The sequence below is a fragment of the Tsukamurella sp. II2bb genome (assembly GCF_057815145.1).
This window is the reverse complement of the sequence record NZ_JBYPZI010000006.1, coordinates 154,063-177,933: the sequence shown is the minus strand read 5'-3', so window position 1 is coordinate 177,933 and position 23,871 is coordinate 154,063. Positions and strand designations below refer to the sequence as shown.

Sequence of the window (23,871 nt, the reverse complement as noted above, 5' to 3'; positions counted from 1 at the left end):
GGTGGGACGAACGGGGGTCGAGGTCAGCCGGCGAGGCGTTCGAGCACCTGCGGGTGCAGGACGGGGTTCGCGGCGACGGCCGACCCGGCATGCGGACCCGGCGTCCCGTCGGTGCCGGTGAAGACACCGCCCGCCTCCCGGACCACGATCTCGACGGCGGCCAGATCCCACAGGGAGACCTCGGGCTCGACGGCGATGTCGACGGCGCCCTCGGCCACCAGGCAGTAGCTCCAGAAGTCGCCGTAGCCGCGCAGGCGCCAGGCGTCGGCAGCGAGCGCGAGGAAGCGGTCGCGCGATCCGGCGTCCGGGAAGTAGGACAGGTCCGAGAAGGAGATCGACGAGTCCGCGATCTCGCGCACGCCGGACACCGAGATCCGGCGGGGCTCGGCACCGTCGAACTGCGTGAACGCGCCGGCCCCGGCGGCGGCGAACCACCGGCGCCGCAGCGCGGGCGCCGAGACCACGCCCACGACCGGCACACCGTCGGAGAGCAGGGCGATGAGGGTGGACCACACCGGGACCGCGCGGACGTAGTTCTTCGTGCCGTCGATCGGGTCGATCACCCACTGCCGGCCGGAGAAGACGGCCTCGCCGCCGAACTCCTCGCCGAGGACCGCATCGTCGGGGCGCTCCGCGGCGAGCCGCTCGCGCAGGAGCGTCTCCGTGGCCAGATCGGCGTCGGAGACGGGGGTCAGGTCGGGCTTGGCGTCGACCTTCAGGTCCAGGGCGCCGAACCGCGCCATGGTCAGCTCGTCGGCGGCGTCCGCGAGGGCCAGGGCCAGGGCGAGATCGGGATGCTGGGAGTTCGACGGTGCGTTCGACATGCGAGAACGGTATCGGAGCCGGCCCGCGGGCGGGGGAGGCTCCCCGTCGGTAATCTGGACATATGGAATGGATCTGGGTGCTCATGCTCGGCGCGATGCTGGGTGCGCTGGTGGTGATGTGGCGGCGCAATAAGCGCGGCACTCTCGGCACCGCGCCCGCCGGACCGGGAATGGAGGACGGCATGCTCACGCTCAGCGGCGTGAGCCCGCGCCCCGTCGAACCCGATCAGAAGGGGCAGGCCTTCGTCACCGTCTCCGGCACCGTCGAGGGGCCGAGCACCCCGCCGACGCACGTCTACCGGAGGCTCGTGATCGACTTCGCCGAGCGCTGGCCGGAGGTCGGGGACCGGCTGCCGGTGTACTACAAGGTGGGCAAGGTCGACAGCTCTTGGCAGCTCGGCAGCCTTACGCCGCCACCGGACTCGTACGGCGGGCCGGGCCAGTATCCTGGGTGACTGTGCAACCTGACGTAGCCGCAGACATCGAGAGCCTCGAGACCACCCTGAAGACGGTGGAGAAGGTGATCGACCTCGACGAGTTGCGCCGGCGCGTCGACGAGCTGGAACACAAGGCGTCCGACCCCGAGCTCTGGAACGACCAGGCCAACGCGCAGCAGGTCACCAGCCAGCTCTCCCACGCCCAGGCCGAGCTGCGCCGCGTCACCGACCTGCGGCAGCGGCTCGACGACCTGCCCGTGCTCTACGAACTCGCCGAGGCCGAAGAAGGCGCTGCGGGCGAGGCCGCATTGGAGGACGCCGACGGTGACCGCGCCCAGCTGCGCACCGAGATCGAGGCCATGGAGGTCAAGACCATGCTCTCGGGCGAGTACGACGCCCGCGACGCGCTGGTCAACATCCGCGCCGGCGCCGGCGGCGTCGACGCCGCGGACTGGGCCGAGATGCTCATGCGCATGTACATCCGCTGGGCGGAGAAGCACGGCTACGGCGTCGAGGTCTACGACACCAGCTACGCCGAGGAGGCGGGCCTGAAGTCCGCCACCTTCGCAGTGAAGACCGACTACGCCTACGGCACCCTCTCCGTCGAGATGGGCACCCACCGCCTGGTGCGGATCAGTCCCTTCGACAACCAGGGACGGCGCCAGACCTCCTTCGCGGAGGTCGAGGTGCTGCCGGTCGTGGAGACCACCGACCACATCGACGTGGATGAGAACGAGGTCCGCGTGGACGTCTACCGCTCGTCGGGCCCGGGCGGCCAGTCGGTCAACACGACCGACTCCGCGGTGCGCCTGACGCACATCCCGACGGGCATCGTCGTGACCTGCCAGAACGAGAAGAGCCAGCTGCAGAACAAGGTCTCGGCCATGAAGGTCCTGCAGGCCAAGCTGCTCGAGCGCAAGCGGCAGGAGGAGCGCGCGCAGATGGATGCGCTCAAGACCAACGAGGGCGCCTCCTGGGGCAACCAGATGCGCTCCTACGTGCTGCACCCGTACCAGATGGTCAAGGACCTGCGCACCGAGTACGAGGTGAACAACCCGTCGGCGGTGCTCGACGGTGACCTGGACGGCTTCATCGAGGCCGGCATCCGCTGGCGGATGCGTGGCGATGACGAGTAGCTCGTTGCTCGCCGATTCGATCCTCCCCGACCTCACGGGGTGGCGGCTGCTGATGTTCGAGCGGGTGCTGCCGATCGCGCTGTGGTCGATCGCCGCGGTCCTGGCCAACCGGTTCGTCAACTGGTTCTCGGCCCGCGTCACCATGCGGATCGACGCCCGGTTCAAGAACAGTGAATCGCTGGTCCGCTCGGAGTCCGCGAAGCACCAGCACGCGCTGATCCAGGTGATCAGCTGGGTCGCCATCGCGGCGATCTACCTGTTCGCGGCCTACCAGGTCGTGAAGGCGCTCGGTGTGCCGATCAACGCCCTGGTCGCGCCCGCCACCGTCATCGGTGCGGCCCTCGGCTTCGGCGCCCAGCGGATCGTGCAGGACCTGTTGGCCGGCTTCTTCCTCATCACCGAGCGGCAGTACGGCTTCGGTGATGTGGTGAACCTCTCGCTCACCGGCGGTTCGACCGCCGAGGGCACCGTCTCCGATGTCACGCTGCGGGTGACCAAGCTGCGCAACACCGACGGCGAGGTGATCACCGTCCCGAACGGGCAGATCGTCAAGGCCACCAACCTGTCCAAGGACTGGGCGCGCGCCGTGGTCGACATCCCGCTGCCGAAGACGGTCGACATGGGCAAGGTGAACGCGCTGCTGCATCGCGTGGGCGAGCGCGCGTACCAGGATCCGAAGATGTCCACGCTGCTCCTCGATGAGCCCAGCCTCATGGGTATCGAGTCCATCGACCTCGACCAGGTGAACCTGCGGATGGTCGCGCGCACGTTGCCCGGCAAGCAGTTCGAGGTGGGCCGCAACCTGCGCGAACGGATCGTCCGCAGTCTCGCGACGGCGGGTATCGACGTCGCGCCCGTGACCGACACCGTCGCCGTCCAGGCGGAGGTGAAGCCCCAGTGAGCGACCCGTCGAAGCCCGCGCGGAGCGAGCAGGCGAACGAGCGGCCGGGCGAGCAGCCGAACGCCCAGCGGGAGGGCGACGCGCCGGACGCGTCCTCCGCGCCCACCCGTCTGCTGCTCCCGATCGTGCTGGACCACATCCCGAAGACGATTCCGCGCACCCGATTGCGCACCAGCACCGTCGCGCTCGTGCTCCTGTTCCTGGGGCTCCTGTGGTGGTACCTCAACCTGTACGCGCAGTTCGTGCCCGAGGAACAGCGCCGGAGCGGCGTGCGGCCGGTCGTCACCACGTCCGCGCCCGCGCAGCGGGAGCCCGCCTACGAGCCCCCGATCACCTCGTCCACGGTCCACACGCCGTCGAGTGCGGCCCACTCCAGCGGTGCTGCGGGGGAGTCCGGCGCAGCGTCGTCGACGGTGCCGGGCCGCGCGCCGGGTGCCTCCGACGACCCGAGCGGGTCGGCGAGCAGCTCGCCGGGCGGGTTGGTGCTGCCGGGCGGTGTGACGCTGCCCGGACTGCCGGGGGTGCCGACGCCCCCGTCGACCTCGGGCGGCGCACCGACGACCACGGTTCCCCCGGCGTAGTCCGCCGCGTCAGTACACTGGGCGCTCGTGATCACGCTCCAGAACGTCACGATGATGTACAAGGCGTCGGCCCGGCCGGCGCTCCACGACCTGTCGCTCGAGATCGGCAAGGGGGAGTTCGCCTTCCTGATCGGGCCCTCGGGTTCGGGGAAGTCGACGTTCTTCCGGCTGCTGCTCAAGGAGGACAAGCCCACCAGCGGCGATGTCTACGTGGGCGATTTCCACGTGAACAAGCTCTCCGGGCGTCGCGTGCCGCAGCTGCGGCAGTCGCTCGGCTGCGTCTTCCAGGACTTCCGCCTGCTCCAGCAGAAGTCGGTGGCCGACAACGTGGCCTTCGCACTCGAGGTCATCGGCAAGCCCCGCAATGTCATCGACCGGACCGTGCCGCAGGTGCTCGACTACGTGGGCCTGGGCGGCAAGGCGAACCGGATGCCCAGTGAGCTCTCGGGCGGGGAGAAGCAGCGCGTCGCCATCGCCCGCGCCATCGCGAACCGTCCGCTGCTGCTCCTGGCCGACGAGCCGACGGGCAACCTCGACCCCGATACGTCCGCCGAGATCGTGGACGTGCTCGATCGCATCAACCGGGCCGGGACCACCGTGGTGATGGCCACGCACGACCGCCACATCGTGGACTCCATGCGGCGCCGCGTCATCGAGTTCCGGATGGGCGAGATGGTGCGCGACGACGCGACGGGCGTGTACGGGCTGGGCCGCTGACGGCCGCCGCCCCGCCCACCGACGACCAACCGAAGGACTGAATTCCCAGTGCGTGCCAGTTTCATCACCAGCGAGGTCTTCACCGGCCTGCGCCGGAACGTGAGCATGACGATCGCCATGATCCTGACCACCGCGATCTCGCTCGGCCTGTTCGGCGGCGGTCTCCTCGTGGTGCGGATGGCCGACAAGAGCCAGGACATCTTCCTGCAGCGCGTCGAGATCCAGGTCTTCGTCGACGACAAGGTCGCGGCCGACGATCCGGACTGCCAGAAGGCGGTGTGCCAGGCGATCGAGTCGAAGATCAAGGCGCAGCCGGGCGTCGACTCGATCGACTACATCTCGCAGGACAAGGCGCTCGAGACGGCGAAGACCAAGACCTTCGCCGGCCAGCCCGAGCTGGCCGAGCTGGTGCGCCCCGGCGTGCTGCCCGCCTCGTTCAAGGTGCGCGTGGGCGACGAGAACAGGTTCGCCGCGGTGATCGACGCGGTGAAGGGCCAGCCCGGCGTCGCCGGGGTGCAGGACCAGCGCGAGCTGGTGGAGCGGGTCTTCTCGGTGCTGGGCGGGGCCCGCAACGCCGCCTTCTTCATCGCCCTGATCCAGGCCGTGGCCGCGGTGCTGCTGATCGCGAACATGGTGCAGGTGGCCGCGTACACGCGGCGCACCGAGGTCTCGATCATGCGGCTCGTGGGCGCCTCGCGCTGGTACACCCAGCTGCCCTTCCTCCTGGAGGCCGTGATCGGCGCGATCATCGGCGCGGTGGTCGCGATCGGCGGCCTGTTCGCGGGGAAGGCGCTGTTCTTCGACCGGGCGTTGCGCGAGATGTACGGGGTGAACATCTTGGCGCGGATCACCAACACCGACGTGCTGCTCGTCTCCCCGTGGCTGGTCCTCGTCGGCGCGGGTTTCGCCGCACTGACGGCGTACGTGACGCTGCGCTTCTACGTGCGCGAGTAGGCCCCTGCGATAAGTCGCTTTCCGCGCACCGTCGCATCCCCGTACGATGGAGTGGTTGTCCGTTGTCCAGGTGAATCGGAGGGGAGAGGCGATGGCGAAGGAGAAGGGGCGCTCGGTGATCGCGAGCAACCGCAAGGCGCGCCACAACTACGCCATCCTCGACACCTTCGAGGCCGGCGTGGTGCTGGTCGGGACCGAGGTGAAGGCGCTCCGCGAGGGGAAGGCCTCGCTGGTGGACGCCTACGCCACCATCGACGACGGCGAGGTCTGGCTGCGCGGCCTGCACATCCCCGAGTACGGCAACGGCACGTGGACCAATCACACGCCCCGGCGCACCCGCAAGCTGCTGATGCACCGCCGCGAGATCGACTCGCTGACCGGCAAGATCCGCGAGGGCAATCAGACGCTGGTGCCCCTGTCGATGTACTTCAACGACGGCCGGGTGAAGGTCGAGCTGGCGCTCGCCAAGGGCAAGCAGGACTACGACAAGCGGCAGGACATCGCCCGTCGCACCGCCGAGCGCGAGCTGGTCCGGGAGCTGGGCCGGCGGGTCAAGGGCATGCGCGGCTGATTCGCGCCGTTCCCTGCGGTCCGGGCTTTTCGACGGTGCTCGGCGTGGCGCGTTGAGATCGGATGCTCCGCGGCGTTCACTGGGTGCACGAGTTACTGATGTGACTTGTGGGACTGGCAGTGAGGAGCGGATCCATGAGTGTCGAGAACAAGGCCAAGGTCGTTTCGCTGGCGCATCGCGTGGGTGCGGTGCTGCTCACCGTGCTGATGAACATGAACGCCTCCGCCGCCGGCGTGCGTCCACACACCGTCGGATAATCGCTGGACGGACACCGATGTCGGTGCGGTAGTATGGAGTTTCCACTCCGTAAGGGGTGGGCTTCCGCTGAGGCGGACGATGAGGGGCCGATCGGTTTCGACTTCGTTTGTTGACGCGGGGGAAGCGTGCCGGTGCAGGCTAGAGACCACCGTAAGCGTCGCAGCAACCCTATAAGCGCCGATTCCAATCAGCGCGACTTCGCTCTCGCTGCCTAAGCAGCCAGGCGAGTCTGTCAGTCCGGGTTCGCCCTCGGCCCGGGTACTGGCATCAGCTAGAGGGATTCACCCCGCGGTGCGGTCGCGGTATCGCGGGGGACATCCAACAGCGACTGGGATCGTCATCCCGGCTCGTCCGTGAGACCGGGAGATCCGAGTAGAGGCACAGCGGACTGCGCACGGAGAAGCCCCGTAGAAATGACGGAGGACCCGGGTTCAATTCCCGGCGGCTCCACTCGGGAACGCCCCCTGAACCGCGAGGTCAGGGGGCGTTTCTCGTCGGTGAGGCTCGGTGGGCGTGTCCGATGGTGGCTGTGCTCGGCGCGAGCTCGTCGAGGGTCACGTGTACGGCCCTCGGCTCACGACGAGCTGGTCGGGAGACCGAGGGTCGCCTCGTGGGGCTACTTCACCTCGCAGGCGATGCCGTCGCCGTCGCGGTCGAGCTTGCTGCTGTAGCCGGGCTGGCCCTTGAGGATCGGGGCCTTGCCGGCCTGGCGCACCTCGGTGCAGTTCTTGTAGACGGGGTCCGCGTGTGCGGCGGCGGCCGGCACTGCCAGTGCGGCGACGACGAACACGGCAGATGCAACACGGCGAAGGGTTTTGGGCATGGGGGCTCCTACGGACCGCGGGGGACGACGATCGCGGGAGGGTCCCTCTCCCGCGATCCTTACGGTGTACGCCATCGTGAGAGCGGACAGAATGCCGCATATGGGTAATTAGCCGGAAAACTAAGCTCTAGTCAGGTTCGACTCATCGGCTCTGGCATAGAACAAGTTCTAAAATTCAGCGTCCGGCCGTCTCGGGTTGGGCTACGGTCTGTGACCATGAACCTCCGTTTCGTATGGCGGTCCGCGGTCGCGACCACGGTCGCGACGATCCTGCTGATGGCAGCACCGTCGTATGCCGCGCCGCTGCCCGAGAACTTCAACTTCTTCGGCGGCATCCCGTCGGAACTGACGAACCCGAACGGCTCGCTGCCCGGTTCCAACGACTATTCCTGCAGGCTCACGCCTCACCACCCCCACCCCGTCGTACTTGTGCACGGCACCGGCGGCGGCGCGCAGACCAACTGGGGCGCCTACGTCCCGCTGCTCAAGAACAACGGCTACTGCGTCTTCTCCTTCACCTACGGCGCCCTCCCCGGCGCGCCGTGGCCGGCGAATCAGATCGGCGGCACGCGGCCGCTCGCGAGCAGCGCTCAGCAGCTCAAGGCTTTGGTGGAACGCGTTCTCGACGCGACCGGTGCGACGAAGATCGACCTCATCGGCCACTCACAGGGCACGCTCATGCCTTCGTACTACGTCAAGGTGCTCGGCGGCGCGGGCAAGGTCGGCAGGTACATCTCGCTCGCGCCCCTGTGGCGGGGCACCGGCGGCGAGCCGGGGCGCGCGGTATCGGTCTTCGTGCGCGGCCTGAACGTGCCCGATCCGTACTTCCCGGTGTTCGAGTCGATCGGCGACATGCTGCCGGGCTCGCGGTTCCTCGAGAAGATCTGGACGGGCGGCACGCCGTACGCGGCGGGGATCGAGTACACCAACATCTCCACCCGGTTCGACGAGATGGTGCTGCCGTACACGAGTGGACAGCTCGACGGTCCGCCCGGAACGTCGGTGCGCAACATCGTGGTGCAGGACACCTGCGGCCAGGACTTCTCGGACCATCTGGCGATCGCGGGCTCCCGGCGGGCGGCGTATTTCGCGCTCAACGCCCTCGACCCGCAGCATCCGCGGCCGGTGCCCTGCTATCTGGTGCCGCCCTTCTTCGGCGCCTGACCGGCGGAAGCCTTCCGACCGGTGTAGACCTCGCCGTGCGGGTCGTCGCAATGGCCTTCCTCGCCGGAGTGGTCGACCTGCAGCGTCGCGTGCGCGATGTGGTGCTCGTCGTGCAGCATGCGGCTGATGCTCGACCGCACGGCGTGGCAGTCCGCTGTGGCCTCGACGAGGACGTGCGCCGACATGGCGGGCTGGCCGGAGGTGATCTCCCAGACGTGCAGGTCGTGCACTTCGGTGACCGACGGTGCCGCGGCCACGTCACGGCCGATCTGCGCGGGGTCCACCCCCTCGGGCGCGGCCTCGAGGAAGATCCGTCCCGACGCCTTGACCAGGCCCCAGCCGGCCTGGAGCATGAGCGCCGCGACGACGAGCGCGGCGAGCGCATCGGCCCGGCCCCAGCCTGTGGCCCAGATGATCGCGCCGGCGACCGCGGTGGCGATGAACGCGTAGAGGTCGTTGAGGATGTGCTGGTACGCACCCTCGACGTTGAGGCTGGTGCGATTCGCCCGCCGGATGCACCAGGCGGCCGCCAGGTTCACCGCGCAGCCCGCGAGCGCGGTGAAGAAGACCAGGGGGCCGTCGACGTCGGGTGGCGTGATCAGCCGGGAGACGCCCTCGTAGACGAAGAAGGCCGCCAGGAGCAGGAGGGTGATCCCGTTGGCCTGTGCCGACAGGATCTCCACCCGCTTGAGGCCCCACGTGTAGCCGCCGCGCGCGGGCTTCGCGGCGATGCGGATCGCGACCAGTGCCAGCACGATCGCGGCGGCGTCCGTGAGCATGTGCGCGGCATCGGTGATCAGCGCGAGCGAACTCGCGATCACGCCGATCGTCACCTCGATCGCCATGAAGGCGACGATGAGGCCGAGGGCGAGGCTCAGCCACCGCTTGTCGGCGTCCGCGGAAACCCCGTGGTCGTGTCCCGCGTGCCCGTGCCCGCCCATGTCAGCCCCGCTCGTCGTCCGATCAGTTCACGGACGAACATACATTGCGGTATGCGCATATATCAATAGCAGGGCGGTGTGATGTCAGTCGAGAACGGCGAGCGCGTCGATCTCGACGAGCATCACCTCATGCGGGAGGTCGACGAAGACGGTGGTGCGGCAGGGAAGCGCGGCGCCCTCGGGAACGTTCTCGGCGATGAACGCGCCGTAGACCTCGTTCATCGGGCCGAAGTCGTCCCGGGTGGTCAGGTAGACGCGGAACATCAGGACGTCCGCGACGGACGCGCCGCCCGCCTCGAGGATCGCCTTGACGTTCTCCAGCGTGCGCAGGGTCTGCTCCTTGACGTCACCGGCGCCGATGTACTGGTTCGTCGCCGGGTCCATCGGCCCCTGGCCCGACACCTGCAGCAGGTTGCCGCGGCGCACGCCCTGGCTGAAGAAGTGCGCGGGTGCGGGGGCGTCGGTGGTCGAGACGGCGGTCGCGGTCATGGTTCTCTCCTGTTTCATATGGGTTCCCCGGGGATCCGGGAGGTCAGCGCGGGCGGTACCCGCAGTCCCTGGAGATCGCGGCGCAGGTCGTGCGCAACGGCTCCAGCAGGTCCATCAGTTCGTCGAAGGGCAGGATCACCTCGGGAACCGACACCGAGACGGCGGCGACGACGGTGCCCGAGGCGTCCCGTACCGGCGCGCCGATGCAGTTGATCGTCGGCTCGTTCTCCTCGCGGTCGACCGCCCAGTCCTGTTCCCGGACGCGCGCGATCTCGTCGAGATAGGCCTCGGGGGTCACGATCGTGTTCGGCGTGCGCCGGGTGAAGTCCATCTCCGCGACGAACCGCCGGAGCTCGTCGTCCGGGAGCGCGGAGAGCATCAGCTTCCCCACGGCGCTGGAGTTGAGGTTGACCTCCATCCCGACGCGGGAGTACATCCGGATCCGGTCCCGCGATTCGAGCTTGTCGATGTAGACGACGGCGTCGCCCTCCCGGGCGGCGAGGTGCGTCGTCCGGCCGTACTCGCGGTTGAAGGCGATCAGGTGCGGCGCGGCGATCTGCCGGATCCCACGCTGCTCGGAGGCGCGCGCGGCGAGGTCGAAGACGCGTGACCCGAGGTGATAGCGGTGCGCCTCGTCGTGATAGGCGAAGCGCGCCTCGGTGAGCGGGCGCAGCAGGCGCAGCACCGTCGTCTTGTGCACGCCGAGCTCGTCGGCGAGCTCGTCCAGGGAGGCGGGCCCCTCGCCGAGCAGGCGGAGGATCTCCAGCGCGCGGCTCAGGCTCTGGCTCATACGGTCCGGCTCTCGAGCGGTGCGGGGAGGTCTGCGCCGCCCACCCGGACGCCGTCGGGGCCGACGTGCGCGGCTGCCCAGGCATCGTCGTCGCAGGTCAGTAGGGCCGTCATGGATTCCGGGGGAAGGGTCGCGAAATCGGCGCGCACCGTCAGGGTCGCGGCGGCGCCGGCGTGCCCGCGGCGGAGGCAGGAGCGCAGGTCCTCGCCGCGCGCGAGCCCGTGCAGGAAGCCCGCGGCGAAGGAGTCCCCGGCGCCGACCGGCTCGACCACGTCGACCGACAGGGCCGGGACGTCCACCTGCGCGCCGTCCCGGGCCACGGCGATGGCGCGCACGGCACCGTCCTTGACGACGACGGTGCGCGGCTCGGGCAGGAGCGCGCGGACCCGCGCCGCGTCCCCGGTGCCGAGTACGCGTTCGGCCTCGTCCGAGCCCACGAGCACGATGTCCGCGCACCGGGCCAACTCGATCACGAGCGACGGATCGCCGTCGGGCCAGAGTTGCTCGCGCCAGTTGACGTCGAAGGTGACGGTCCCGGTGACGCCGGTGCGGTCGCGCAGCAGCGCGCGGGTCAGCGCCGCGCACGACGGGGACAGGGCGGGCGTGATGCCGCTGGTGTGCACGATGCCCGCGGCGGCGAGCGTCGCGGCGACCTCGGGACGCGCGAGGAAGTCGGGGCCCATCGCGGCGGCGGCGCTGCCTGCGCGGCGGTAGGTGCTGGTGGTGACGGGTTCGCCGGCATCGTCGACGCCCTCGGTCTTGGCGTACCGGCCGGTGAAGGCCGCCCCGTCGATCTCGACGCAGTCGGTCCGTACGCCGTGGGCGCGCAGATGCTCCAGAATGCGCCGGCCCTCTGCGTCGCCGCCGACACGGCTGAGATACGCGGTGGGAGTACCGAGCGTCGCGGTGCCCACCGCGACGTTGGCCTCGGCCCCGCCGGTGTGCATGGCGGGTTCCTGCGCGTCGAGGTCCGCCGCGGCGACCAGTGCCAGCGGCTCACCGAGGCAAGCGATCCGAGCTTCTCTCACCGGCGCGCCTTTCGAAATGGTGGTTGTGCAGGTCCTCGTCGCAATGCTAGCGTCTGTGACACGCATCACGCAACGGAAATTGCGTCATACGCAACATAGCAGATTGGGAAGCATGATGGTGAACGGGAACGGTGCCCGTCCGGTGGAGCTGAGTGTGCTCGACAAGGCGGTCCCCGCGTGGGCGAACGGGATGAAGACGGCGGATTTCCTCGCTCGGACGCCCTCCTTGGCGCAGCTGTCCACCCCCCTCCTCGTGCTCGACCGATCGGCCGTGACCGAGAACGTGGCCGAGTTCGCCCGCTGGACGGCCGCACACGGCTTCGACCTCGAGCCGCACGGCAAGACCACCATGGCGCCCGCGCTCTGGCAGGAGCAGCTCGAGGCGGGATCGACGGCGATCACCGTGGCGAACCTGCCGCAGCTCCAGGCCGCCGTCGCCACCGGTTTCCGCACCCTGCACGTCGCGAACGCGATCGCCGATCCCGCCGGCATCCGCTGGCTGGGTGAGGCGCTCGATGCCGATCCCGCCCTCGAGGTCACACTCTGGGCGGATGGTCTCGGCACCGTCGACGCGCTGGAGCGAGGCCTCGCCGCGGCGACCCGGCAGCCCACCGTCCTCGTCGAACTGGGCGGCCCGGGCGGCCGCACCGGTGCGCGCACCCTCGACGAGGCCGTCGAGATCGGCCGGCGCGTGGCGGCCTCGCCGCGCCTGCGGCTCGGCGGCGTCACCGGCTACGAGGGCGCGTTCGCGCACGACACGTCCGCCGCCGCGCTCGGCACCGTCGACGACTACCTGCGCACCCTGAAAGAGCTGCACGAGCGCCTGCGGCCGCTGTACCCCGAGGGGCGCATCGTCGTCTCCGCGGGCGGCAGCGCCTACTTCGACCGGGTCGCCGCCGTCCTCGGCGACATCGACGATGCGCGCGTCGTCGTGCGGTCGGGGGCGTACATCATCCACGACGACGGCTTCTACCGCGGCATCACGCCCTCGGGCCGGGAGGCCGACGCGCCCCGCCTGCGGTCGGCCATGCACGTCTGGGCCCGTGTGATCTCGCGGCCCGAGCCCGGCCTCGCCCTGCTCGACGTCGGACGCCGCGATGTCTCCTTCGACGAGGGCCTGCCCGAGCCGCAGGTGGCCGCGGCCGGCCTGGGCGAGCCGGCGCGCCCGATCGACGCGGAGATCTCCGCGGTCAACGATCAGCACGCCTTCCTGCGCCTGCCCGCCGACGATCCGCTCGCCGTCGGCGATGTGGTCCGGCTCGGCCTGAGCCACCCCTGCACCGTCTTCGACAAGTGGCGCGTGATCCCCGTGGTCGCCGACGGCAGCGAGAACCCGCAGGTAGTCGACATGATCTCCACCTACTTCTAAGGCCCGCCATGCACGAGACTCTCATCCGCGCCGCCACCGTCGTCGACGGCTCCGAGGCGCCGCGCTACACCGCCGACGTCGCGATCGACGGCGGGGTCATCACCGCGATCGGCACCGACCTGGGGCCGGCGCACCGGGTGATCGACGCCGACGGACTGGTGCTGAGCCCCGGATTCATCGACATGCACGCCCACTCCGACCTGCAGGTCCTGCTCAACCCGGCGCACCCCTCGCGGATCACGCAGGGGGTCACCTGCGAGGTGATCGGCCAGGACGGCCTGAGCTACGCGCCCGTCTCCGACGAGACCCTCGCCGTGGTGCGGCGCCAGATCGCCGGATGGAACACCGACCCGCAGGATTTCGACTTCTCCTGGCGCACGGTGGGCGAGTACCTCGACCGGCTCGACGAGGCCGGTACGGCCACCAACCTCGCCTACCTCGTCCCGCACGGCCTGCTCCGCGCCCTCGCGCGGGGCTTCGACGACGGTGTCGCGTCCCCGGCCGAGGTCGAGCGGATGCAGGAGATCCTGGCGCAGGGCCTCCGCGAGGGCGCCGTCGGCCTCTCGACGGGCCTGACCTACACCCCGGCGATGTACGCCGACGACGCGGAACTCGCCGCGCTGATGCGTACGACGGGCGAGCTCGGCGGCTACTTCTCACCGCATCACCGCAGCTACGGCGCGGGCGCGATGGAGGCCTACGCCGAGATGATCGACCTCTCGCGGCGCACCGGTTGCCCGCTGCACCTCGCGCACGCCACGCTCAACTTCGGGCCCAACAAGGGCCGCGCGCCCGAGTTGATCGAACTCCTCGACTCCGCCATCGCCGACGGTGCCGACATCAGCCTCGACACCTACCCCTACCTGCCCGGTGCCACCACCCTCGCCGCTATCCTGCCGAGCTGGGCGGCCTCCGGCGGCGCTGACGCGACGCTGCAGCGGCTCCGCGACCCGCAGGACCTCGCCCGGATCCGGGAGCACCTCGAGCACACCGGCTCCGACGGCTGCCACGGCGTGATCGCCGAGTGGAACACCATCGAGATCAGCGGCGTCGGCGACGACGCCCTGGCCGGGTACGTCGGCCGCACCATCGAACGGATCGCCGCCGACGAGGGGCGCGACCCCTTCGACGTCTGCATCGGGATCCTCCTGGACGACCGTCTCGCGACCGGCATCCTGCAGCACGTCGGGCACGAGGAGAACGTGCGCGCGATCATGCGCCATCCCATGCACACCGGCGGCAGCGACGGGCTGCTGGTCGGCGGCAAGCCGCACCCGCGGGCCTGGGGGACCTTCGCCCGCTACCTCGGCCACTACAGCCGCGACCTGGGCCTGATGAGCCTCGAGGAGTGCGTGGGCCACCTGACGGGCCGGCCGGCCCGTCGCCTTCGCCTGGTCCGACGGGGCCTCGTCCGCGAGGGGTACGCCGCCGACCTGGCGTTGTTCGACCCCGACGCGGTGATCGACCGCGCCACCTACGACGACCCGCGCACGCCCGCGGCGGGTTTCACGCACGTCTTCGTCCGCGGCGTCGCCGCCCTCGACGACGGCACTCCCACCGGCGCGCTCGCGGGCGGCGCGCTGCGACTGACCGACGAAGGGGTCCTGTGACCGTGAACGACCAATCCGGCCTGCTCGACGCGCTGGCCGCCGACCGCGCGCTCACCGTGGTGCGCGCCCCCGAACTCCCCGACGCGGCGGCCCTGTGCCGCGCGCTCGCCGAGGGCGGGATCCGCACCGTCGAGCTGACCTTCACCACGCCCGGCGTGCTCGGGCATCTCGAGCGGGCCGCGGACGTCGAGGGCACCAACCTCGGCGTGGGCACGGTGCGCTCCGCCGCGCAGGCCCGCGACGCCGTGAACGCCGGAGCGCGGTTCCTCGTCACACCGGACGTCAACGAGGAGGTCGCGGAGACCGCTCGGGACCTCGGCGTCCCCGTCTTCCTGGGCGCCCTGACCCCGACCGAGGTGGCCCGTGCCGCCGCCCTCGGTTCGGTGGCGGTGAAGATCTTCCCCGCCCGCGCCTTCGGCCCGGGTTACCTGAAGGATCTGCACGGCCCGTTCCCCGGCCTGCCGCTGCTGCCGTCGGGCGGCGTCAGCGAGGCCAATGCCCGCGAGTTCCTGGGTGCCGGCGCCGTCGCCGTCTGCGCCGGCACGTCCGTCGTGCCCCCCGACACCGTCGCCGCCGGCGACTGGGCCGACATCACCACCCGCGCCGCCCGTTTCGTCGCCGCGCTGTAGTCCCCTTCTAGAAACGGAGAACCTCCCATGTCCTCGGCCATCGACTGGCTGCAGCACGGCACCGGGGGTCTGCTGACCCTCGCCGCGGTCTCGATCGCGGTCCTGCTGCTCCTCATCATCAAGATCAAACTCGAGCCCTTCATCGCGCTGATCATCGTCTCCGTCGGGCTCGCGCTGGTGGCGGGCGTCTCCGTGGAGAAGCTCGTGGGTTCGCCGCAGAAGGGTGCGGCGCAATCGATCCTGGAGACCGGCTTCGGCGGGATCCTCGGGCACATCGCCCCGATCATCGGCCTCGGCACGGTGCTCGGCGCCATCCTGGAACGCTCCGGCGGCGCCGATGTGCTCACCAGCTGGCTGCTCAAGATCTTCGGCCCCAAGGGCGCTCCGCTCGCGATGGGCGTCACCGGTCTCATCCTGGGTATCCCGGTCTTCTTCGACATCGGCATCTTCATCCTCGCGCCGCTGGTCTACGTGGCCGCCAAGCGCGGTGGCAAGTCCCTCGTCATGTACGCGCTGCCCATGCTCGCGGGCCTGTCCATGACGCACGCCTTCCTGCCCCCGCACCCCGGTCCGGTGGCCGCGGCGGGCCTGCTGCACACCTCGCTCGGCTGGATCATCATCATGGGCCTCGTCTGCGGTATCCCGGCGTGGTTCGCCTCGGGCGTTGTCTGGGGCGCGTGGATCGGCAAGCGCGTGAACGTCGAGGTGCCGGAGGAGTTCGTGCCGGAGGAGGCGCACGCCAGCGAGGACAAGCCGTCGCTGGCGCTCATCGCCTTCATCATCGCGGTGCCGATGCTGCTGATCCTCGGCGGCACCTTCGGCTCGGTGTGGCTCACGCCCGGCAGCAGGCCCTTCGCGGTCCTCGTCTTCCTCGGCACGCCCGCCATCGCTCTGACCATCGCCGTGGTGCTGGCCTTCTACCTGCTCGGGATCCGGCGCGGGATCAACACCGTGCAGTTGGCGGAGATGACGGGCGCGGCGCTCAAGCCGATCGGCATGATCCTGCTGGTGGTCGGCGCGGGTGCGTTGTTCGGTGCGGTGCTACGGGCCACCGGAGTCGGTACCGCGCTCACCAGCTCGATGTCGGACCTCGGGCTGCCGCTCATCGTCTCCGCGTACCTGGTCAGCTGCGCGCTCCGCATCGCCCAGGGTTCGGCGACGGTGGCGATCACCGCCACCGCCGGCATCATTGGTGAGACCGTGGCCGCGGGGAACTACTCGCAGGCGCAGATCGCCCTCATCGTGATCGCGATCTCAGCGGGCTCGATCATTCTGAGCCACGTCAACGACGGTGGCTTCTGGATCGTCGCGAAGTACTTCAACATGACGGTCAAGCAGACCCTCCTGACCTGGTCCGTGCTCGAAACAGTGCTGTCCGTGGTGGGATTCGCGATGGTCCTCATCGTCTGGGCGTTCGTCTGACGCCGGCGCGGCGCCGGGACGGCTCACGCCGTCGTGGCGCCGCGCGTCGTCGGCTGTGACGGTTTCTCCGCCGCTTCTCCCGCGCGAAAGCGATCGCGGGGATACGTTGAACACCCGGGCCGCGCGATCCGCGGCCTCGTTCCGTGAGTGATGAGGTGAAACTGAAGATGGCTCATGCACGTGCCGGACAGCCGGCCCTTCCTGAGGACCTGATCGACGTCGAAGCCGTTCGGGCCGCGTACTATTCGGTGTCCCCGGATCCGGGTGATCCGGATCAGCGGGTGGCGTTCGGGACCTCGGGCCATCGCGGTACGTCGACCAACGGCAGCTTCAACGACGACCACATCGCGGCGACGACGCAGGCGATCGTCGAGTACCGTGCTGCACAGGGGATTCGGGGCCCGCTCTTCCTCGCGAAGGACACGCACCTGCTGTCCGAGCCCGCCTGGGAGACCGCCGTCGAGGTGCTCGCGGCCAACGGCGTCGAGACCCTCGTCGACCACGACGACCGGTACACGCCCACCCCGGCGCTCAGCCACGCGATCCTCACCTTCAACCGGACGCACTCCGGCGTGGAGGCCGACGGAATCGTGGTCACCCCGTCGCACAACCCGCCCGCGGACGGCGGCTTCAAGTACAACCCGCCCACCGGCGGCCCGGCCGATACCGACGCGACCGGTGCGATCGCGGCGCGCGCCAACGAGATCCTCGAGGGCGGGCTGCGCGATGTCCGGCGGATCCCGCTGGCGCAGGCACTGGCGTCGGACGTGGTGCGGCGCTTCGACTTCCTCGACTCCTACGTGGGTGACCTGCCCTCGGTGCTGCATCTCGACAAGATCCGCGACGCGGGCGTGCGGATCGGCGCGGATCCGCTCGGCGGCGCTGCCGTGGGCTACTGGGGCGCGATCGGTGACCGGTACAACCTGGATCTCACCGTGGTCAACCCCACGGTCGATCCGCAGTTCGCGTTCATGACCCTGGACACCGACGGCAAGATCCGGATGGACTGCAGTTCCCCGAACGCGATGGCCTCGCTCATCGCGAACAAGGACCAGTACGACATCGCAACCGGCAACGACGCGGACTCCGACCGGCACGGCATCGTCACCCCCGACGGTGGCCTGATGAACCCGAACCACTTCCTCGCGGTCGCGATCGACTACCTGTTCGCCTCCCGCAACGGTTGGCGCGAGGACGCGGCGGTGGGCAAGACGCTCGTGAGCTCGTCGATGATCGACCGCGTGGTCGCCGCGCAGGGCCGGAAGCTGCTGGAGGTCCCGGTCGGGTTCAAGTGGTTCGTGCCGGGCCTGCTCGACGGCTCCGTCGGCTTCGGCGGCGAGGAGTCCGCCGGCGCCTCGTTCCTGCGCCACGACGGATCGGTGTGGACGACGGACAAGGACGGGATCATCCTGGCGCTCCTGGCCTCGGAGATCCTGGCCGTCACCGGCAAGTCCCCGTCGCAGCACTTCGCGGTGCTGGGGGAGCGGTACGGCGTGCCCGCCTACGCCCGCACGGACGCGCCCGCGGGGCGCGAGCAGAAGGCGGTGCTGTCCAGGCTGTCGCCGGAGCAGGTGACCGCCGACGAGCTGGCGGGGGAGCCGATCACGGCCAAGCTCACGCGCGCCCCGGGCAACGGCGCCCCCATCGGCGGCCTCAAGGTGACCACCGAGAGCGCCTGGTTCGCCGCGCGGCCGTCCGGCACCGAGGACGTCTACAAGATCTACGCCGAGTCCTTCCGGGGTGCCGAGCACCTCGCGCGGGTGCAGGCGGAGGCGAAGGCGCTCGTCGACGGGGTGCTCGGAGGATAGGCGTCTGACCTGGGGACTCGGCGATTGCCGCTATTGTGGTCGGCGTGAGCAAGGGTAAGAACGCCAAGTACGTTCCCGCGAAGCAGTCCAACACCATGACCTACGTCCTGGGCGGCATCGCCGTCCTGGTCGTGATCGTGGTCGTCATCGGCGGCGTGTTGCTGATGAGCAACAAGGAGGGGACGCCCGCCGACAAGGCGCAGGCCGCGATCGACAAGGCCACTCCGGTCTTCGTGCTAGGCAAGGACGACGCGAAGACGAAGCTGACCTTCTTCGAGGATCCGTACTGCCCTGCGTGCGGCAACATGGAGCGTCAGTACGGTGGGCAGATCACGAAGGCGATCGAGGACGGCACGCTGCAGATCAAGTTCTTCATGCTGTCCTTCCTCAACCGCAGCAGCCCGTCGGGCGATTACTCCGATCGCGCCGGCGGTGGCCTCCTGGCCATCGCGAAGTCCTCGCTGCCGCACGACCAGAAGCAGAAGGCGTGGATGGGCGCGCACACCGCGATGTACGCGAACCAGCCCGAGGAGGGCAAGGGTGACAAGACCAACGCCGAGATCGCGACCACCTTCGCCGAGGGTGCCAAGGCCCAGGGCGTCGAGCTGCCCGCGGACGTGATCGCCGCTATCCGCGAGGGCAAGTACTCCGTGGAGTCGGCGCAGAACGCTGGCGCCGGCAGCCAGCTCATGCAGGAGATCGGGAGCACCGGCACGCCGACCGTCGTCCACAACGGCGAGAAGATCACGATCCAGGGCGACTGGCTGACTCCGCTCCTCCGCTGAAACCCGCGCTGACCAGCTGATTTGGAACAGATCAAGCGCCTCCTGTAATGTTCTCCAGGCGGGAAACCGCAGGAGAACAACAGAATATGGGGCTATGGCGCAGCTGGTAGCGCACCACACTGGCAGTGTGGGGGTCAGGGGTTCGAGTCCCCTTAGCTCCACAGTGTGATGAGTCGAGTCATGTGTCACACATGAGTCGCGACAGATGTCACTTTTGGGAAGCCTCCGGCCATCGGCCGGGGGCTTTCTGCGTGTTGCGCCAGTAGCTCGTGTCGGGCGTGATGGTTGGTCGCGATGACTTGGCCGGTGTCGAGGTGAATGACGGTGACGGTGGTGTCGTCGATGACGGCGATGATGCGTTTGCCGGCGTGCTCGGCGCCGATGCCGAGGTGATGCATTCGGCCGGCGTGGCGCAGGCTCATCTTTCCGCGAGGGTCGACGTGGTCGTAGCGCACTCGGTAGTGTCCGGCGGGGCGGGTTGCCGCAGGTAGTGCCTTCTCGGTGGCCCGGTAGGCGGCGCCGGGTGTGGTGTGATCGTGGGCGCGGTGCGGTCGTTTCTCGTTGTAGTGCTCGCGGAGTTGGTCGAGTTGTTTCTGCAGCTCATCGAGTGTGCGTGCCGGGGGTGGGCGGCTAGTTAGCGCTTTTGGGTCTGATGGAATCGTTCGACTTTTCCTTGGGTCTGGGGGTGTCCGGGTGAGCCGTTCTTCCGCGTGACGCCGATCAGCGGCAGTAAGTACTCGAAGGCGTTGCGGCCGCCGCCGAATCGGGCGGTGTAGACGCGGCCGTTGTCGGTGAGGGTCGAAGCGGGTGCGCCGTGCTGCTCGACGGCGGCGAGGAAGGTGGTGACCACGTCGTCGCCGGTCACCGGCTGGTGCGCGGGTGCAGGAGAGCAGGTAGCGGGAGTGGTCGTCGAGTCAATTGAGGGTCTCGACGTCGGTGCCGTCGGCGAGCCGCCAGTGGGTGAAGTCCGATTGCCAGGTCTTGTTCGGCTGCGCTGCTTCGAACCGCAGGTAGGAGCTCTTGAGGCGTTTACGTGGCTCGGGAGTGATGAGGCCGGCGGTGTACAGGATCCGGCGGATTGTCGAGGTCGACGGCGCTGTCAGGCCGTCTTGTTGCAGGTGCCAGGCGATGGTCAGCGGTCCTGCGTCGAGGCCGCGTGCGGTGTGGTCGTGCCGCAGGCTGATGATCTTCTCGCCACCGCCTGTGGTGTGGTGGCGGAGTTGCCTTTGGGGCGTCGGGAGCGGGGGTCAAGCCGCCGCTGCGGTAGCGGGCGAGTAATCGTTGAAGCTGGCGGCGTGAGTATCCGTACTGTCGGGCGGCGTCGGTGACCGAGAGCTGGTGGGAGACGACCTTCGTCACTGCGACGCGTGCGCGAGACATGCACGGTCACTCGCGCCGATTTCGCCGTCGGTCGGGGTGCGACTCATGTCCCGACTCATCGGTGACGTATCACCTGTGACATATGTCGTGAACCCAGACACCCTTAGCTCCACAGGTTCGAGGCCTGATGTGTTTTGATCGAACCCCGGCCGTCGCTTAGCGAAGGCCGGGGTTTGTTGTTGCTTGTGACAGTTCACCGGAGCGAGTTGGGCCCCAGCGATGCGCGCCCAGACAGTTCAGCGCGGTCCCGGACTCGTAGGACGAACTTGTCGGTGTGGCGTTCTACCGTCTCGTGCATGAATGTGATTCAGACGGTTCTTGTGTCCTTATTCGTGACGCCGATCATCGTGTATGCACTGGTGGTGGTGTTCTTGGGTGCGCCGCTGTTGCGGTCGGCGCGATGGGAGGTGGCGTTCCAGCGCACCGCGTTAGCCGAGCTCATTCGGCGGGGCATGTGGGCGGACAAATGGGACGCGGCAGACGCTTCGAGCGCGGACTCGATCTTCGGTCCGAAGGAACTCGACGACATTGCGGATGAGCTCAACATCGATCGCATGGCCGCTGTCGCGGCGATCGCTGATAGCAGTGACGTCACTGCCGGTGAGCTCCTGATTCAGCGGCGAGTGCTGTTGCTGCGTGTCTTGCGGCGCCAGCGTGCGGTAGCCTCGCGGGTCGGGCGGCTTCGCTATCTGCCGAAGGTGTGGTCGTTCGCGCGGTTCATTTCTGGCTTGGAAGTGGCGATCCGCGGCGTGATCTGGATGTTGCGCAGGCATGCCCCGGTGATGAAGCAGCTGTTTGCTGGGGTGTTGATCTACGCGCCTGTCGCGGGTGTGGTGATCGGCGCTTTCCTGTGGCTCGGCCGAAGTGCAACTGGCCGTACCGCCGATCTGATTTCCATCGCGAGTACAGCCGGCGTTTGGACGACGGTAGGTGCAGTGTGGTTGGTGAGCGCCCAGGTCATCGCCCGAGTGGCAACCGCGGTATGGGGGGAACCGCGTCAATGGACCGGCGCAGCTATCACAAGCATCATTGGGGCGACCGTGATCGTGTTCGCGACGGTATCGCTGTACGCAACCGGCGTATTCGGGAAGCTGGCGCAGGTGCAGCAGAACGTCGCGGAGTCGGTGGAAATTCCGGAGGAGGTGTCAGTCAGGACCTTCTCTGCGCTGCTCGGTGCAGGCATGTTCTGGATGGCCTGGGGGATGTGCCGAACAGCCGGATTCATCCACCTGCGCCTCAGTGAGCGGATCAGGGCCGTGGGCCTCGCGGTCTTCATCGTACTCTTCGGCGTCACTTGCCTGAACATGGCGATCATCAGTGTCCCGCTTCCGGGCGCTGTCCTCTTTACGCGAGTGACGCTCGGCCTGGCGATGTTCTTGTTCCTCGTCAGTGCGTTGGTTGCCGCGGGCGAATGGTTCTCGCGGCGTCAGCGGCTGATCCGCGCGGGCGTTATCGTGCCACGACGAGGGTTTGGGCTGCGTGCGGGGCTTGTCGTCATCGTGGTCAACACTGCGGTCTACGTCACAGTTCTCGTATTCGACAGGATCGCCTGGACGAGTATGCGAGCTGTCGAGATCGCGGCGTACGGGCTGGTTGCCCTGATGCTCGTCGGTGTCGTTCTCGCGCTGGCCTGGTGCGTCGCAGGATGGCTCTATGTGCGGCGGGTGGACAAGTTTTACGAGAAGTATCGCGCCGCACTGTTCGGAGCCGCCGATGGTGCATAGCCTCGCACCCGGCCGTGTCTAGGGCAGTCGGGGGTCAAGTCCCTAGGGACTTGACCCCAGTGCGAGCCGAGAGCTACAAGTAGTGTCCGAGCAGCCGGGTGCGGGAATGCCTGTAGTCGGCTTCTACAACTGGGACCGCCGCCAAAAGCGGGGCGTATATTGGATGTTGGTGTCGTCAATTCCGACGAGATTCACAAGTTGTACTGGCTGAGCCGAGCGTATGAGTCGCCGAGGCGTCGTTGGCGCAGGTGATCGGAAGCGATACCAACGCTGCAGGACTCACGCGAAGGTGTACGGCGTTCGAGCCCCGAATGGTGACGGCTGGCGGAGAGGATCGCGGGGGAGTGACAACCATCAGTCTGGCGTTCAAGTGGGCTCGCTCTGAGGCGTGGCGACACATGCAGGCGTGCGAGCGCGCGCGTATCCGCTGGGCAGAGCCGGCCATCACGGAGATGGTAATGGCGTACGCTGCGCAGGCTGTGACGGTGGTGCCATTCACTCAGCCGGCTGAATCCGTCAGCGGCGCCGACTGGGTGTGGTGGTGGGTCGACGGTACGAGTGCCTACGGCATGCTGGTGCAGGCAAAGCGGCTGACGATCGCGGATGATACGTGGCATTTCGGCTTCGACTACAGAGCCGGTCATTCAACTAAGCTCCAGCGTGACCTTCTGATGAGTTCTGCGAACGAACTCGGGCTGGTCCCCATGTATGCGCTCTACCTCGGAACCGGTGACTACCGCGATTGGGAGCCATGTGCGGAGGCGCATGCTGGCCGCCACTGTGTCTCCTGCGTGAAGCGCACAGTCTCCCTAATGCCAGCGTTGCTCGCGAACGAGTGGGCGGTGACAAATGCGACGGAAACCTATGCGCGATCGGTCGCTTTGGAAGAGGTCTATCGACCAGCCCCTATCGACTCCTGGCTGTTCCGAGGGCTCGTGACGCAATTAGCGCCGGAACTAGGTGACTTCCTGAGGACGAGACAAGACGGCACACGTGCGGTGGCCAAATCAACGATCGCCAAGGTGCTGGCGGTGCGCGCCGGACAGTTCAGCGCACCGACTTTGAATCCTGTGCACGTTCGCAATGGTAAGCACGACCGGCTTGGTCCGGTCTTCGGTGAGCTTCCCGACGACACTGGTCACTTTGGTGTGCCCTACTTCGAGCATGTGCTCGGTCCGCTCCATCAGGCGCCGCCGGAGTACGTACTTGAAATCGAGTCTGGCAGCATCGACGCAGCGAATCTGGAGAGTGATATGCCGGAAGGGGTCGCTGGCATCGTCGTCACACGTCTGCCACGGTGAGGGCGCTGTTAGTGGACTCATCTTGGGCTGTCTCAACGCGATGGTCCTTGCCGCGCCTTACCTGCTCCCCCGGCGAGCAGCTTTGGTCCGGGGCTGGCCACATTGCCTTGACGCCAGGGCCGCCGCCATCCTCACAGGCTTCGCCGCTAATCGACACGGCGACTCCCAGCAACCGTGCTGCGGACGCGCTCGCAGGTCTATGACAGCGTGCGGATCAATAGCATTGCCG

General features: G+C 68.5%; 23 protein-coding genes, 1 tRNA gene, 1 other RNA gene and 1 pseudogene. 19 read left to right on the top strand and 7 right to left on the bottom strand.

Annotated elements, in window-relative coordinates:
• Nucleotides 1–23 precede the first annotated feature (23 nt).
• Nucleotides 24–824 (bottom strand): histidinol-phosphatase, encoded by an 801-nt coding sequence (gene hisN, locus AC21LY_RS15160; RefSeq protein ID WP_489047338.1) that lies wholly within the window; start codon nt 822–824, stop codon nt 24–26.
• Between the two features lie 62 nt (nt 825–886).
• Here hisN and AC21LY_RS15155 point away from each other — a divergent pair, with 62 nt between their 5' ends.
• The 9 genes from AC21LY_RS15155 (at nt 887) to ssrA (ending at nt 6,832) form a co-directional block, all read left to right on the top strand.
• The gene (locus tag AC21LY_RS15155) at nt 887–1,279 is read left to right on the top strand and encodes a hypothetical protein (RefSeq protein ID WP_489047337.1); all 393 of its coding nucleotides are present in this window, start codon (nt 887–889) and stop codon (nt 1,277–1,279) included.
• Between the two features lie 2 nt (nt 1,280–1,281).
• Nucleotides 1,282–2,397 (top strand): peptide chain release factor 2, encoded by a 1,116-nt coding sequence (prfB, locus tag AC21LY_RS15150; protein ID WP_489047336.1) that lies wholly within the window; start codon nt 1,282–1,284, stop codon nt 2,395–2,397.
• Nucleotides 2,387–3,298, top strand: coding sequence for a mechanosensitive ion channel family protein (locus AC21LY_RS15145; protein WP_489047335.1), 912 nt, complete (start codon nt 2,387–2,389; stop codon nt 3,296–3,298). Before prfB ends, AC21LY_RS15145 begins: the two co-directional genes overlap by 11 nt.
• On the top strand, nt 3,295–3,879 hold the full coding sequence (locus AC21LY_RS15140) for an Rv3103c transmembrane domain-containing protein (protein ID WP_489047333.1): 585 nt from the start codon (nt 3,295–3,297) through the stop codon (nt 3,877–3,879). The genes AC21LY_RS15145 and AC21LY_RS15140 overlap by 4 nt, the downstream gene beginning before the upstream one ends.
• A gap of 27 nt (nt 3,880–3,906) precedes the next feature.
• Nucleotides 3,907–4,596, top strand: coding sequence for a cell division ATP-binding protein FtsE (gene ftsE, locus AC21LY_RS15135; protein ID WP_489047332.1), 690 nt, complete (start codon nt 3,907–3,909; stop codon nt 4,594–4,596).
• A 48-nt stretch (nt 4,597–4,644) separates the two neighbouring features.
• Complete coding sequence (ftsX, locus tag AC21LY_RS15130; protein ID WP_489047330.1) at nt 4,645–5,550, top strand: permease-like cell division protein FtsX; 906 nt, start codon at nt 4,645–4,647, stop codon at nt 5,548–5,550.
• A 91-nt stretch (nt 5,551–5,641) separates the two neighbouring features.
• Nucleotides 5,642–6,121, top strand: a complete 480-nt coding sequence (smpB, locus tag AC21LY_RS15125) for an SsrA-binding protein SmpB (RefSeq protein WP_248489142.1) — start codon at nt 5,642–5,644, stop codon at nt 6,119–6,121.
• A gap of 134 nt (nt 6,122–6,255) precedes the next feature.
• Complete coding sequence (locus AC21LY_RS15120; protein ID WP_489047329.1) at nt 6,256–6,378, top strand: hypothetical protein; 123 nt, start codon at nt 6,256–6,258, stop codon at nt 6,376–6,378.
• A gap of 83 nt (nt 6,379–6,461) precedes the next feature.
• Nucleotides 6,462–6,832, top strand: a transfer-messenger RNA (tmRNA) gene (gene ssrA, locus AC21LY_RS15115).
• 163 nt (nt 6,833–6,995) lie between these two features.
• Here the strand turns inward: ssrA and AC21LY_RS15110 are convergent.
• Complete coding sequence (locus tag AC21LY_RS15110) at nt 6,996–7,202, bottom strand: excalibur calcium-binding domain-containing protein (RefSeq protein WP_489047328.1); 207 nt, start codon at nt 7,200–7,202, stop codon at nt 6,996–6,998.
• Nucleotides 7,203–7,418: 216 nt separating this feature from the next.
• Between AC21LY_RS15110 and AC21LY_RS15105 the strand changes: the two genes are divergently transcribed.
• Nucleotides 7,419–8,366, top strand: coding sequence for an esterase/lipase family protein (locus tag AC21LY_RS15105; protein WP_489047327.1), 948 nt, complete (start codon nt 7,419–7,421; stop codon nt 8,364–8,366).
• Here AC21LY_RS15105 and AC21LY_RS15100 read toward each other — a convergent pair.
• From AC21LY_RS15100 to AC21LY_RS15085, 4 genes are all read right to left on the bottom strand, one after another.
• Nucleotides 8,336–9,307 carry a cation diffusion facilitator family transporter gene (locus AC21LY_RS15100; protein WP_489047326.1) on the bottom strand — a complete coding sequence of 324 codons (972 nt, stop codon included), beginning with the start codon at nt 9,305–9,307 and terminating at the stop codon, nt 8,336–8,338. The genes AC21LY_RS15105 and AC21LY_RS15100 overlap by 31 nt on opposite strands.
• An 84-nt stretch (nt 9,308–9,391) precedes the next feature.
• On the bottom strand, nt 9,392–9,796 hold the full coding sequence (locus AC21LY_RS15095) for a RidA family protein (RefSeq protein WP_489047325.1): 405 nt from the start codon (nt 9,794–9,796) through the stop codon (nt 9,392–9,394).
• Between the two features lie 43 nt (nt 9,797–9,839).
• The gene (locus AC21LY_RS15090) at nt 9,840–10,586 is read right to left on the bottom strand and encodes an IclR family transcriptional regulator (RefSeq protein ID WP_489047324.1); all 747 of its coding nucleotides are present in this window, start codon (nt 10,584–10,586) and stop codon (nt 9,840–9,842) included.
• Nucleotides 10,583–11,632: a sugar kinase gene (locus tag AC21LY_RS15085; protein WP_489047536.1), complete on the bottom strand. Its 1,050-nt coding sequence runs from the start codon at nt 11,630–11,632 to the stop codon at nt 10,583–10,585. The genes AC21LY_RS15090 and AC21LY_RS15085 overlap by 4 nt, the downstream gene beginning before the upstream one ends.
• Before the next feature lie 94 nt (nt 11,633–11,726).
• Between AC21LY_RS15085 and AC21LY_RS15080 the strand changes: the two genes are divergently transcribed.
• The 7 genes from AC21LY_RS15080 (at nt 11,727) to AC21LY_RS15050 (ending at nt 19,398) form a co-directional block, all read left to right on the top strand.
• Nucleotides 11,727–12,983: a type III PLP-dependent enzyme domain-containing protein gene (locus tag AC21LY_RS15080; RefSeq protein ID WP_489047323.1), complete on the top strand. Its 1,257-nt coding sequence runs from the start codon at nt 11,727–11,729 to the stop codon at nt 12,981–12,983.
• Between the two features lie 8 nt (nt 12,984–12,991).
• Nucleotides 12,992–14,593 carry an N-acyl-D-amino-acid deacylase family protein gene (locus AC21LY_RS15075; RefSeq protein WP_489047322.1) on the top strand — a complete coding sequence of 534 codons (1,602 nt, stop codon included), beginning with the start codon at nt 12,992–12,994 and terminating at the stop codon, nt 14,591–14,593.
• 2 nt (nt 14,594–14,595) lie between these two features.
• A complete protein-coding gene (locus AC21LY_RS15070; RefSeq protein ID WP_489047321.1) occupies nt 14,596–15,222 on the top strand; it encodes a bifunctional 4-hydroxy-2-oxoglutarate aldolase/2-dehydro-3-deoxy-phosphogluconate aldolase in 627 nt (208 codons plus the stop codon).
• Nucleotides 15,223–15,249: 27 nt separating this feature from the next.
• Nucleotides 15,250–16,644 (top strand): GntP family permease, encoded by a 1,395-nt coding sequence (locus AC21LY_RS15065; protein WP_489047320.1) that lies wholly within the window; start codon nt 15,250–15,252, stop codon nt 16,642–16,644.
• Nucleotides 16,645–16,811: 167 nt separating this feature from the next.
• Nucleotides 16,812–18,452: a phosphoglucomutase (alpha-D-glucose-1,6-bisphosphate-dependent) gene (gene pgm, locus AC21LY_RS15060; RefSeq protein ID WP_489047319.1), complete on the top strand. Its 1,641-nt coding sequence runs from the start codon at nt 16,812–16,814 to the stop codon at nt 18,450–18,452.
• Nucleotides 18,453–18,496: 44 nt separating this feature from the next.
• Nucleotides 18,497–19,237: a DsbA family protein gene (locus AC21LY_RS15055; RefSeq protein ID WP_489047318.1), complete on the top strand. Its 741-nt coding sequence runs from the start codon at nt 18,497–18,499 to the stop codon at nt 19,235–19,237.
• Nucleotides 19,238–19,325: 88 nt separating this feature from the next.
• A tRNA-Ala gene (locus AC21LY_RS15050) sits at nt 19,326–19,398 on the top strand.
• A gap of 47 nt (nt 19,399–19,445) precedes the next feature.
• Here the strand turns inward: AC21LY_RS15050 and AC21LY_RS15045 are convergent.
• Nucleotides 19,446–20,617, bottom strand: a pseudogene (locus AC21LY_RS15045) (integrase core domain-containing protein).
• Nucleotides 20,618–20,913: 296 nt separating this feature from the next.
• On the opposite strand from AC21LY_RS15045, the gene AC21LY_RS15040 reads away from it, so the two are divergent.
• Both AC21LY_RS15040 and AC21LY_RS15035 read left to right on the top strand, forming a co-directional pair.
• Nucleotides 20,914–22,341 (top strand): hypothetical protein, encoded by a 1,428-nt coding sequence (locus AC21LY_RS15040; protein WP_489047317.1) that lies wholly within the window; start codon nt 20,914–20,916, stop codon nt 22,339–22,341.
• A 344-nt stretch (nt 22,342–22,685) separates the two neighbouring features.
• Nucleotides 22,686–23,642 carry a DUF6615 family protein gene (locus AC21LY_RS15035; RefSeq protein ID WP_489047316.1) on the top strand — a complete coding sequence of 319 codons (957 nt, stop codon included), beginning with the start codon at nt 22,686–22,688 and terminating at the stop codon, nt 23,640–23,642.
• Nucleotides 23,643–23,871 lie beyond the last annotated feature (229 nt).

Bases quoted from the DNA above. Each gene is read 5' to 3' on its own strand.
- hisN (WP_489047338.1), bottom strand. From the start codon at position 824: ATGTCGAACGCACCGTCGAACTCCCAGCATCCCGATCTCGCCCTGGCC.
- AC21LY_RS15155 (WP_489047337.1), top strand. From the start codon at position 887: ATGGAATGGATCTGGGTGCTCATGCTCGGCGCGATGCTGGGTGCGCTG.
- AC21LY_RS15145 (WP_489047335.1), top strand. From the start codon at position 2,387: ATGACGAGTAGCTCGTTGCTCGCCGATTCGATCCTCCCCGACCTCACG.
- smpB (WP_248489142.1), top strand. From the start codon at position 5,642: ATGGCGAAGGAGAAGGGGCGCTCGGTGATCGCGAGCAACCGCAAGGCG.
- AC21LY_RS15120 (WP_489047329.1), top strand. From the start codon at position 6,256: ATGAGTGTCGAGAACAAGGCCAAGGTCGTTTCGCTGGCGCATCGCGTG.
- AC21LY_RS15110 (WP_489047328.1), bottom strand. From the start codon at position 7,202: ATGCCCAAAACCCTTCGCCGTGTTGCATCTGCCGTGTTCGTCGTCGCC.
- AC21LY_RS15105 (WP_489047327.1), top strand. From the start codon at position 7,419: ATGAACCTCCGTTTCGTATGGCGGTCCGCGGTCGCGACCACGGTCGCG.
- AC21LY_RS15100 (WP_489047326.1), bottom strand. From the start codon at position 9,307: ATGGGCGGGCACGGGCACGCGGGACACGACCACGGGGTTTCCGCGGAC.
- AC21LY_RS15095 (WP_489047325.1), bottom strand. From the start codon at position 9,796: ATGACCGCGACCGCCGTCTCGACCACCGACGCCCCCGCACCCGCGCAC.
- AC21LY_RS15090 (WP_489047324.1), bottom strand. From the start codon at position 10,586: ATGAGCCAGAGCCTGAGCCGCGCGCTGGAGATCCTCCGCCTGCTCGGC.
- AC21LY_RS15080 (WP_489047323.1), top strand. From the start codon at position 11,727: ATGATGGTGAACGGGAACGGTGCCCGTCCGGTGGAGCTGAGTGTGCTC.
- AC21LY_RS15075 (WP_489047322.1), top strand. From the start codon at position 12,992: ATGCACGAGACTCTCATCCGCGCCGCCACCGTCGTCGACGGCTCCGAG.
- AC21LY_RS15065 (WP_489047320.1), top strand. From the start codon at position 15,250: ATGTCCTCGGCCATCGACTGGCTGCAGCACGGCACCGGGGGTCTGCTG.
- pgm (WP_489047319.1), top strand. From the start codon at position 16,812: ATGGCTCATGCACGTGCCGGACAGCCGGCCCTTCCTGAGGACCTGATC.
- AC21LY_RS15040 (WP_489047317.1), top strand. From the start codon at position 20,914: ATGAATGTGATTCAGACGGTTCTTGTGTCCTTATTCGTGACGCCGATC.